This is a genomic window from Aliivibrio sp. 1S128, from assembly GCF_001691065.1.
Lineage (GTDB): Bacteria > Pseudomonadota > Gammaproteobacteria > Enterobacterales > Vibrionaceae > Aliivibrio.
In genome coordinates this window covers 1-716 of record NZ_MAJV01000181.1, presented here as the reverse complement: position 1 = coordinate 716, position 716 = coordinate 1, and the positions used below count along the sequence as shown (strand labels likewise).

General features: G+C 35.8%; 2 protein-coding genes. Both read right to left on the bottom strand.

The features are described 5' to 3' along the window. Positions 1-69: 69 nt before the first annotated feature. Positions 70-360, bottom strand: a complete 291-nt coding sequence (locus A6E03_RS19655; RefSeq protein WP_065601581.1) for a type II toxin-antitoxin system RelE/ParE family toxin — start codon at positions 358-360, stop codon at positions 70-72. Further along, positions 353-574 (bottom strand): hypothetical protein, encoded by a 222-nt coding sequence (locus A6E03_RS19650; protein WP_065601580.1) that lies wholly within the window; start codon positions 572-574, stop codon positions 353-355. The genes A6E03_RS19655 and A6E03_RS19650 overlap by 8 nt, the downstream gene beginning before the upstream one ends. Positions 575-716: the final 142 nt, after the last annotated feature.

The window sequence follows — 716 nt, the reverse complement described above, 5'->3', positions numbered from 1 at the left end:
TCAGTGATTAAGGCGTTAAAATTCAGCTAAGTCTGTATCGTAGCAAACGTGTTATGCAGGCGTTATGGCTCAGAAGATATGTTTAACATCACGGTAAAAATTTTCATGAGATCCTAATGCCATTAGCTCAAGGGTGACCGTGCCATCTTCATAACTGTAACCAAGTAGTGTTAATTGCTTAACCATTTTGAATTTATGGACACGTAAAAATGACAAGTCACCTTTCTTTTGCTCTCCTAATAATGGCTCTTTCATTAATTCTTTAATTGCATTATCAAGATCCGTCTTTTGATTTTTATGTAACCTTTTTACTGCTTTTTTAAATGTAGGTGTCTGTAAAATTTGAGTTATATTAGCCAAAATTATAGCTCTCCAATTTCCCTGCTTCTTTTTCAGCTTTGGCTATAATTGCTTGTTTTACAAACTCATATGATAGTTCTGGGTTATCTTCCATCATTTCACCAATTTTAGCCCAGTGTTCAATTTGTTTTGGTGCGGTGCGACTGAATGCTTTAGCCATAATAGTAGCTTTTTGCACAAGGTCTTGGTCTAATCTGATGCTTGCTGTAGCCATTGTAAGTATCCTATTTAAAGTTAATATTCATTATTGTAGTATATTGCTACGGTTGTCGCAAGTTGCGCCATAACAATCGCATCAACACGATTTACTACATTCGGCATTGTAGGTTTGTCTTTAGTTTCGGTGTTTATGGCGG

Coding starts and splice junctions, on each gene's coding strand:
- A6E03_RS19650 (WP_065601580.1), bottom strand. CDS start 574: ATGGCTACAGCAAGCATCAGATTAGACCAAGACCTTGTGCAAAAAGCT.